Origin of the sequence: Niastella populi (assembly GCF_002078015.1) — a bacterium.
Classification (GTDB): domain Bacteria; phylum Bacteroidota; class Bacteroidia; order Chitinophagales; family Chitinophagaceae; genus Niastella; species Niastella populi.
The window spans coordinates 290260-300071 of the sequence record NZ_LWBP01000002.1; the positions used below are offsets into that span (position 1 = coordinate 290260).

A 9812-nucleotide genomic window follows, 5' to 3' on the forward strand; every position below is an offset into this window, starting at 1 on the left:
CAGATGACGCATTAACTCGTCCTCAAAATGCGGCTCGCACTATGCTCAAAGTGAGCAGTTTCCAAAGCGGGCCCCCTTCTGGCCGCATAAAAACGCAGCCCGAAATGTTAAAATGGTTAAGTAATTTTAAAACAGTTATGAGAAAATTATTAACCGCCATCCTGCTGATCGCCTGTACATTCTGCTTTGGACAACAATCCTGCGATATACTTATTCGAAATGGCCGCATCGTCGACGGTACCGGTAACTCCTGGTATTATGGCGATGTAGCCGTAACAGGCGGAAAAGTAATTGCCACAGGTAAACTTGCCAATTATACCGCAACAAAGACCATCGATGCTAATAAGATGATTATTGCGCCGGGGTTCATCGATGTGCACGGACATATTGAGGGCGGCATTTTTCAATGGCCAACAGCCGATAATTATATTCACGATGGCGTAACAACCGTTATCACCGGCAATTGCGGCGGATCCTCTTCCAACATAAAAAACTTCTTTCGCCGCATCGACAGTCTGCATCCCTCCATCAACGTAGCTACATTATATGGGCACAACACCGTGCGGCAGGAAGTAATGAAACGCGAAAACCGCTTACCTACGACTGCAGAACAGCAACAAATGGAAACGCTGGTAGAAACCGCCATGAAAGATGGCGCGGTTGGCATCAGTACAGGCTTGATCTATATTCCCGGTACATTTGCCAATACTGATGAAGTAGTTGGGTTGGCAAAAGTAGCATCGCGCTATAACGGCGTTTATGCATCGCATATTCGCAATGAAGAAAGCAAAGCGGTAGAGGCAATCAATGAAGCCATCGATATTGGAAAGGCGGCGAATATCCCGGTGCAGGTGTCCCATTTTAAAATTGGCGGAAAAGCCAACTGGGGCACCAGCAACATAACACTGGGTTTGGTGCAACAGGCCCGGCAGGAAGGCTGGGATGTAACCATAGATCAGTATCCATACACAGCCAGCAGTACCAACCTGGGTGTGCGCCTGCCCGACTGGGCATTTGCCGGCGGCAATGATTCCTTAAAAATTCGTTTGCACGACCCTGCTATTCGCGAAAAGATCAAAAAAGAAATGCTGCAGCAGTTGCGCAAATACAAATTCAAAAATTACAGTTATTGTGTGGTGGCCAACTATTCGGCCGACAGCACCTACAACGGTAAAAACATTACCGAAATAAACAGGTTGATGGGCCGCAGATCAAAAGCAGCCCAGGAAGCCGAAACCATTATGGATATGGTTGAGAAAGGCGGTGCGCAAATGGTATATCACAGCATGAATGAAGACGATGTGAAATTTATTATGAAGTACCCCTTCTGTATGACCGGAGCCGATGCCGGTGTTCCCGTGCCGGGCAAAGGCATGCCGCACCCGCGTGGGTATGGTACCAATGCGCGTGTGCTTGGTAAATACGTACGGGAGGAAAAAGTGATCACGCTCGAAGAAGCCATTCGCCGCATGACCTCGCTTGCCGCGCAGAAGTTTCAGCTAAAAGACCGTGGCCTGCTGAAAGAAGGTATGGCTGCAGATATCGTAATATTCGATGATAAAACCGTAACCGATCATGCTACCTTTGAACAGCCGCACCAATATTCAACCGGTTTTCATTATGTGATCGTGAACGGACAGGTAGTTGTTGACAACAGCAAACATACTGGGATTAGAAGTGGTTTGGCGTTGTATGGACCGGGGTGGGAAATGAGAAATGACAACGATCGCCGGCGGAATGAGTAATGAAGAAAACTTCGAAGCTGCTGTCGATATCGCTCGATTTTATGATTTAACTAAACGGCAATTACAATCAGAGCATGCATTCAAAATACTACATGGCGAACCCCGCTGGATAGAGATCTATGATCATTTACAATCTGCCCGCTTCATCCTTCCTTTTTCAATAACTTTAACCAATGAAGCTCATCCTATTTCTTCTATTGCCACTGCAATTACTGGCGCAAAACTTTTCCCGCGAAGAGATCAGCCGCTGGGAGAAGCAGGCGAAACAGGTAACCATCATCCGCGACAAATGGGGCATTCCGCATATCTATGGCAAAACCGACGCCGACTGTGCATTCGGCTTGCTATATGCGCAATGCGAAGATGACTTTAAACGGGTTGAAGCGAATTATATAGACATTTTGGGCAGAAGCGCGGAAGTGTATGGAGAAAAAAACTTATACACTGATCTGTATACCCGGTTGCTTATAGACTCTGCCGAAGCACAAAAGGATTACGGGAATAGTCCGGCGTGGTTGAAGAAATTACTGCAGGCCTATGCCGACGGCATTAATTATTTCTTGTATAAGAACCCTTCAGTAAAACCGGCACTACTAAACCGCTTCGAGCCCTGGTTTCACCTGATGTGGACCGACGGAAGCATTGCCGCCATTAAATCGGGCGGAATTACCGCATACGATTTAAAAAACTTCTATTCCGGCGATCCGCGATCAACGGTTCTAACCCAAAAATTTGATGAAGAAGAAATAGCCACCGGATCGAATGGATTTGCGCTGGCGCCATCACGTACAGCATCGGGCAAGGCCATTTTGTATATCAATCCGCATGTAACGTTTTACTTCAGGCCCGAGGTGCATGTGATCAGTGAAGAGGGGTTGAATGCCTATGGCGCGGTAACATGGGGCCAAATGTTCGTTTACCAGGGATTCAATGAGCATTGCGGGTGGATGCATACATCGGGGTATTCAGATGTGGCCGATGTGTATACAGAAAAAGTGATAAAGAAAAATGGCCAATTCTTTTACGAGTACAACAAAAAAGAACTGCCGGTGCAGCAACGCGCGGTAACGTTGCGCTACAAAGAAGGCGACCAGATAAAAACAAAAACTTTCACCACCTGGTATACACAGCATGGTCCGGTCATGGGCAGCAGCGATGGAAAATGGCTGACGGTAAAAGCGGTGAACCGTTCGATGAATGCATTGATACAATCGTACCAGCGAACAAAAGCCAACGGGTTTGAAGCCTTCAGAAAGAATATGGAGCTGGTATCGAACGGATCGAACAACACCGTGTTTGCCGATGATAAAGGCAATATCGCCTATTGGCATGGCAACTTCATTCCCCGAAGGGATACAAGTTTCAACTGGAATGAACCTGTTGATGGCAGTATTACCGCTACCAACTGGAAGGGACTGCACACGCTGGCAGAAACCATTCATTTATACAACCCGGCCAGCGGCTTTATCCAAAATTGTAATTCTACCCCATACACAGCGGCGGGCATAAGCAATCCGAAAAAAGAGCTATACCCGTTTTACATGGCAACGGAGCCGGATAATTTCCGCGGCATACTGGCAGCACGGTTGATGGAGAAAGCGAAGAGGTTCACCATCGACAGCATGATAGCAGCCGGTTACAATACTCACCTGGCAGCGTTTGAAAAGCTGGTACCGGCTCTGGTATCGCGTTACGAAAATGAAATATCAAAAACCGATTCTGTTTATACAAAGCTGGCAGAACCGATAGCTATCTTAAAAAGCTGGGACCTGAAATCAGGCGAAACATCTATTGCCACTACGCTGGCCATTGAATGGATAGAAAAATTACGGCAGGCGATAAACCGCGTACGGGTCAACGGCCAGGAAGTAGATTATGTAACGCGGGTGAATGAATATGCGCGAACGGCCGCCACAACCGAAATAACCGGCGCACTGTTGTCGGTAGTCAATAACCTAACCAACAAATACAGCACCTGGAAAATGCCGTGGGGCGCCATTAACCGCTATCAGCGATTGACCGGCGCTTTACAGGAAACATATGATGACAACCAGCCGAGCCTGCCGGTGGGCATGGCGGCAAGCACTTACGGTTGTTTACCCTCGTATGTGAGCGCGTACATGAATGGCAGCAAAAAAAGATATGGCTATAATGGCAATAGTTTTATTTGCGCGGTAGAGTTTGGAAAACGGGTAAAAGCCAAATCATTATTAGCGGGCGGACAAAGCGGCGATCCCTTATCGAAACATTTTGGCGACCAGGCGGAGATGTACACGAAGGGAGTGTTTAAAGAGGTGTTGTTTTATAAGGAAGATATTTTGAAGCATGTGGAGAGGGAGTATCGGCCGGGGGAGATCTTGAAGTAGGAAGTATGAAATAAGAAGTAAGAAGCTTGCTAATTTTTCGTACTTCTTACTTCCTACTACACATACACATAAAAATTGAGATTGTATTCAATGCAAAACTATATCAATTGCCAATAGCCGTCCAATTCAACTTATACGTATCGCAACCCAGGTTGTTGATGTTCATCCTGAAAGTACCGGAAGCTTTTTTCCCTTGTATGGAAGCATCGAGATCGAACCGCCAGGCGGTAGCGCCGCCGTTTGGCGGCTCACTGATATGACCGCTCACTTTACCGTTCACAATATCAAAAGCGCCTTCCGGTCCGGCCGTAGTTGACTCCAGTTTACCGCTGCAACGCCAGTAACCTTTAAAAGTAAGGTTCGTCAGTTTTTTACCATCGGCAGAAACATCAAAACTGATGGAGTCGCCCTTCATGCCGTTTGAAATGCTGCCGGTAAAATGTTTGCCGGTAACATCGGGGCTTTCAACTGTTGAATTATTATTCGCTATTTGCGGCTGGCCATTGTTGCCCGAGTTGCAGGCAATAATAAAAAGGCAGGCCAGGGAAAAAGACTGAATGTTTTTCTTCATTATAAAATTCATTGGGTAGGGATTGGATTATTTAATGATCAAAGCGCCACTGCCCGAGGTAGCAACAACTGTTGTACCGGCAGACTGAACCGAATACCGACCGCCGAAATTTACACCGGCCATGCTGGTATTTACAACGATGTTACCTCCACCGGCAGCTACTACGTTTGCACCGCCGGCTGAAACGACATTACCGCCGCCTGCCGAAACGACATTAGCGCCTCCGGCAGAAACCACGTTGCCGCCACCGGCAGACACTACATTTACAGCCACCTGTTTGCCATTGATAAAAAAGCCAACAAGTACATTGTTGTTATTCCAGGGGCCGGTTTTTATCTGCAGGTTTTGTTTGCTCAATGAGTTTTGAAATTCCGAGATGTATTTTTTCAACTCATCGTAATTTCTCCAGGAGCCGTTATTGTAGTTTTTGATGTTGAGTTCCCAGGCATTAGGCTGGCGATTGTAGAGTTGTTTATAAATCTGAAAGATCCAGGGATCGCCGGTAAGCGCGGGCATGGATGCGGGCTTTTTGCTCTTGTAGGTTTTGATATAGCCTACCAGTTCGTTGTAATTGTTCCAGGAACCGTTGTTGTAATTTTTGATATTGCATTCATCGGCTGAAGGGTTGCGCTGATAAAGTTGTTTGTAAGCCTGAATTATCCAGGGATCGCAATTTTGTGCTTTAGAAAAAGAGAAAAGAAACAGAAAAAGCAAGGTCGTCGGGAAAATCTTGTGCGTCATAAACAGGAATTAATTTTGAAGTGTAACAATGACGCATGATAATAAATTAGCTGAAATAAAGTAATGGCCTACAGGGAGATTTAGAGAAAACTTGACGGGAAGCAATGAATTTCAGGCAACCTGTGGGGGAAATACGAAAGTGGGTAACATTGATGTTTAGTTGCTTGCATTCTTTATAAATGAGAAATAATATTAAGTAGCAGATCTCTGCACTTTTGAGCTCCTTAGAATTCGCTTTAGGTTGAATAAAGGACCTTGCAATTGCTTCATTCCTTTCTTTGTAATAAATGGCAAAATAATGCAAAAGACTTCCTTGCTTCACATGAACATCTACAAATGTCCAATTCCCATAAGTCTTAATAATAAAGATTAATAATATTGTTTTTCAATTGGTTATGGAGGCATTTATAAATTTCAGGCTTATTGATCCTATAGGTGTGAGCCGAATAAGCCAATTAATCGGCTCACAAATTCGCTATATTTGAGCCGATTAACAATAATAAGCGGCTCATGCAATCATATAACTGGCAGCATAAAAACTGGCCAAATTTTACCTACAAGCTGGATAGCATAGAAGATGATCTTTTTCTCTTTGCGGAAAAAGTAGGTAAGGTAACAGGTATTTTGAATGTGTTACCAAACGATACTCAATTGGAAGCTATCATTGACATGATGGTTTCCGAAGCAATTAAAACTTCACAAATTGAAGGTGAATATTTGAGCCGGAAAGATGTACTCTCTTCAATCAGAAAAAATCTGGGGTTAATAAGCAGCTCTGAATACATCCATGATAAGAAAGCGGAAGGTATTGGTACCCTTATGATCGATGTACGCAATACTTTCATTGAGGAATTAACTCAGGAAAAATTATTTGCGTGGCACAAAATGTTGCTACCAGGCAGCAAGGATATTGAAGTTGGAAAATGGCGAACCCACGAAGAGCCAATGCAGGTAATTTCCGGTGCAATGGGAAAGCAAAAAGTACATTTCGAAGCGTCACCATCAAGGCTTGTGCCTCATGAAATGAATCTATTCATTTCATGGTTCAATGAAACCGCACCAGGCGGAATCAAAGAAATAAAAAAAGCACCTCTTAGATCGGCTATTGCTCATTTGTATTTTGAATCCATCCATCCTTTTGAAGATGGCAATGGACGAATAGGACGTGCAATTGCGGAAAAAGCATTGGCTCAGGGAATGGGGCGACCTGTTCTTATGAGCCTTTCCTATACAATTGAGGCCAACAAAAAAGCCTATTATGATGCACTTGAAAAAGCACAAAAATCAATTGAGATAACTGAATGGATAAATTATTTCGTAAGAACGATTTTGGTTGCTCAAATTCAGGCAGAAGAAGAAATTGAATTCACACTTAAAAAAGTAAAGTATTTTGATCGATTTAAAGATAAGTTAAGTGAACGTCAGACAAAAGCCATTAAGCGTATGCTTGAGGAGGGCCCAAAAGGCTTTGAGGGAGGAATGAATGCAGGCAAATATGGTTCGCTCACCAAAGTATCAAAAGCAACTGCTACCAGAGATTTACAAGAGCTACTTGCAATAGGAGCACTTATACTGCTGGGTGAGGGGAAAGGGCGTAGTATAAAATATACTGTAAATCTTTAATGGCGCTTAAAAGTCAGTAAAAATTACCCGTTGTATACGGTAACTGTATTTTAAGAAATCTGCCAGGTTTAATAAAATCATCCTAAAACATTGCACGAGGAACCGTTTTTAAAAATGCGCCCCCGGGGCCCTCGGGGTAGCATTTTTATGTGGGTGGGCACATTGCCCTTCCCGATACGCATCGGGCTTAACGGCCGGGATGTAACCGGCAAGTGGTTTTCTTAGTGATACGGGAACGTTTCGCGTTAGCTAACGTTTACGGCGCCGGTATACTCGCTGTTGGCAATGAACCTGCCGTTGGCCGACACAAAAGTGATCCAGGTATGCGCCACTTTACCAGCGAATTTAGGTACCGGGAGTTCAGCAGACAGGGTGTCACGACTGCCTATCGATTTAAACACTGTTCTGTTCAGATCGGGGCAGTGTGCAACGAGAATGGCCACGTCAGTTGGTTTTTCCCGGTTATTTTCATCGGTGCCAGTCCAGTTGAACAGGATAGCGCCGGCCCTGGGTGAAGTTACTGCCAACCCTTCTACGTTAAGCAATAAACCTTTGCTGATCTTAACACGATCATAGGCGATCCTGAAATCGGGATAGGTGCCGTCGATGGCTTCTGTCAATATCAGCGACAAACCATAGTTTGCCCCCGTCATCTGAACAGCCTGGTCCCTGAAACCAAGAATCAACAGATCATGCATAGTTTGTGTAAAGTCAGCAGCAGTTTTAAACTTTGCTTTTTGCTCCTGCTGTTTTGGTGTATTGGCATTTTTGCGGGAATGTGCTTTGCTGCGCATTACTGCCACTCCGCGCCAGGATGTACCAACCACTCTTCCGATGGTACCTGAAAATGCATCCAGGATACCGTTTTTCATTTTGCCCATAAAGAATCGATTTTAAGTGTTAATGAAAAAAGACCTGCACCAAACGAATGACCATAACCGGTATTTGGTCAGTTGCCTTGTGCGATATAAAAGTAAGATGGATTTTTGTAGAATAGATCACGGGCATGTCTATCCCATCCTAACATGTTTTATCTTGTTCTATATTGTCCCAGGTTGTTCTATGTGCGTCTACAGTGTACCATATATGTCTACTGTGGTCTACATGTGTCTTGAATGGTCATGGGAAAATGGGGTGTTTTTCCGGGATAGTGCCGGTATCAGGAGGGTATTATGCCGGACGTTGTTCGGATGTTGTTCGGACTTTCCGGGGGAATGTTCGGGTGTACTCAGGAGAAATGCGAAGAAAGTCCGAACAAAGTAGGTAGTAATACCGGCACAAGACCGGTTCGATACCGGATTGCAGTTGCATGTAGTGCAAGGAAAAACGTTGAGGTGTTCTTTTATTACGGGAAAACGAGAAGGAGGCCGTTATGACCTCCTTCATCACTCTAAATACGGGATGACATCTTCTATTTTAAAAGGCGTCATCTCGCAAAATTCCCTTAATGTAATCCACTCACGTTTGGCTTTACCTAACTTTTTACGAATTTCAGTCAGGAGATTGCGGGAAGCGCGTATCGAAAGATGAGTGAGTCTTGATACTGCTTTTACATCCACAATCAGCCTGTGAGTGGGTTTAGGCACTTTTGCCATAGTTCATAAATCGTAATGTCAAATTTTCACTATGAGCAAGATCATAAACCGGATGCAGCGAACACCGAATCAACCCCAATCGAACGTCTGCCGTGCGCAATGCGTCTGTCCGATAGTGTTGTACATCTAATTTACGACTTCGCTTAGAATTAAAGAAAATTATTATAAAAACGAGGCGCTGTTTTCTCTACTATTTAGCGTACATCTCGTTTGACTTCTTTACATGGATCGACCGTTCACATAATGTGTAGTAATATACCATTGCTTTTACAGCAATGCTGCATGGGTGAGAAATTGTATTTACGGAGCCGCTTTGTGTAATTAATACAAATGCAGAAAAGGGAAGTTAGTCAAACCAGGGTAGAGGTATATTCCTGTAATTTTTCGCTTCTAGATAGTACCCTTTGTATTTTACGGGCTCTTTTTATTTGATGCTATGCATCAGAACCGGTGTATAATACTGATTATGTAAATTACTTATCAAACTACTTCAGCATCACTAATATTAGGGTCTTCTTTATCTTCTTTCTTATTTTTACTGCCAAGCCAGTAGCCTAAAATAGTAGTAATCAGATAACCAGAGCCCTGCAAAAACTTGTAGGCGAACTGTTCTTTACCTAAACAAATCCAGGTAGTTAAAAACCCTAATATAGCTATTAGAAGCAGCCCAACTACCCAACCGATCCTTGTTAGGGTTTTTCGGTTCTCTGCCGGCCTATTCGCCAAGTACTGAGCCTGATGATCCATAGCTTTTTCTGTTTCCCTGGCACTCAACTCAAGCTCTTTTTCCCTTAAATGAAGCTCCTTAGTCTCATTAATTGTTTTTTGCTTTTGAACTTCTATAAAATCCTTGAGTATTTCAGGAGTGAGATCAATATTTGGTTTTTGAGCGGAATTGTTTGGATGCATATTTTAACTCTGTGTAAATTTTACCAAAACCAGAAGAACCAAGTTTTGGAGGAAGGAATTTTACTCTTACTATAGAATCTCTGTTTGAACTGTCTTTTATAAACTTCAAATATCCGGCCGGAGAAAAAATTCGGATCAGTTTGCTTCTGTAAAAGTTATGCATAATGCCTATTTGAAAGGATTATGAAATCAATAACCAATGCTAAGTTAAGCAAATACACAGAGGTAGCACAGGCTGATCAAAGAAATTGATCAATGTTAA

General features: G+C 43.7%; 8 protein-coding genes. 3 read left to right on the forward strand and 5 right to left on the reverse strand.

All coding sequences use genetic code 11. The annotated features are described in order from the left end of the window. The first annotated feature begins 137 nt into the window (after positions 1-137). The gene (locus tag A4R26_RS03695; RefSeq protein ID WP_081160635.1) at positions 138-1745 is read left to right on the forward strand and encodes an N-acyl-D-amino-acid deacylase family protein; all 1608 of its coding nucleotides are present in this window, start codon (positions 138-140) and stop codon (positions 1743-1745) included. A gap of 173 nt (positions 1746-1918) precedes the next feature. Next, entirely contained in the window at positions 1919-4111 is a 2193-nt protein-coding gene (locus A4R26_RS03700; protein WP_081160551.1) for a penicillin acylase family protein, read from the forward strand. Between the two features lie 103 nt (positions 4112-4214). Here A4R26_RS03700 and A4R26_RS03705 read toward each other — a convergent pair whose 3' ends face one another. After that, on the reverse strand, positions 4215-4682 hold the full coding sequence (locus tag A4R26_RS03705; RefSeq protein WP_133054521.1) for a hypothetical protein: 468 nt from the start codon (positions 4680-4682) through the stop codon (positions 4215-4217). A gap of 27 nt (positions 4683-4709) precedes the next feature. Further along, positions 4710-5423: a hypothetical protein gene (locus A4R26_RS03710; protein WP_081160559.1), complete on the reverse strand. Its 714-nt coding sequence runs from the start codon at positions 5421-5423 to the stop codon at positions 4710-4712. A 510-nt stretch (positions 5424-5933) separates the two neighbouring features. On the opposite strand from A4R26_RS03710, the gene A4R26_RS03715 reads away from it, so the two are divergent. After that, the gene (locus A4R26_RS03715) at positions 5934-7046 is read left to right on the forward strand and encodes a Fic family protein (RefSeq protein ID WP_081160563.1); all 1113 of its coding nucleotides are present in this window, start codon (positions 5934-5936) and stop codon (positions 7044-7046) included. 245 nt (positions 7047-7291) lie between these two features. Here A4R26_RS03715 and A4R26_RS03720 read toward each other — a convergent pair whose 3' ends face one another. The 3 genes from A4R26_RS03720 to A4R26_RS03730 all read right to left on the reverse strand — a co-directional run bounded on the left by A4R26_RS03720 (position 7292) and on the right by A4R26_RS03730 (position 9550). Continuing rightward, the gene (locus tag A4R26_RS03720) at positions 7292-7927 is read right to left on the reverse strand and encodes a DUF6266 family protein (RefSeq protein ID WP_081160566.1); all 636 of its coding nucleotides are present in this window, start codon (positions 7925-7927) and stop codon (positions 7292-7294) included. Between the two features lie 504 nt (positions 7928-8431). Continuing rightward, on the reverse strand, positions 8432-8641 hold the full coding sequence (locus tag A4R26_RS03725; protein ID WP_081160571.1) for a hypothetical protein: 210 nt from the start codon (positions 8639-8641) through the stop codon (positions 8432-8434). A gap of 480 nt (positions 8642-9121) precedes the next feature. Continuing rightward, positions 9122-9550 carry a hypothetical protein gene (locus tag A4R26_RS03730; RefSeq protein WP_081160576.1) on the reverse strand — a complete coding sequence of 143 codons (429 nt, stop codon included), beginning with the start codon at positions 9548-9550 and terminating at the stop codon, positions 9122-9124. Positions 9551-9812 lie beyond the last annotated feature (262 nt).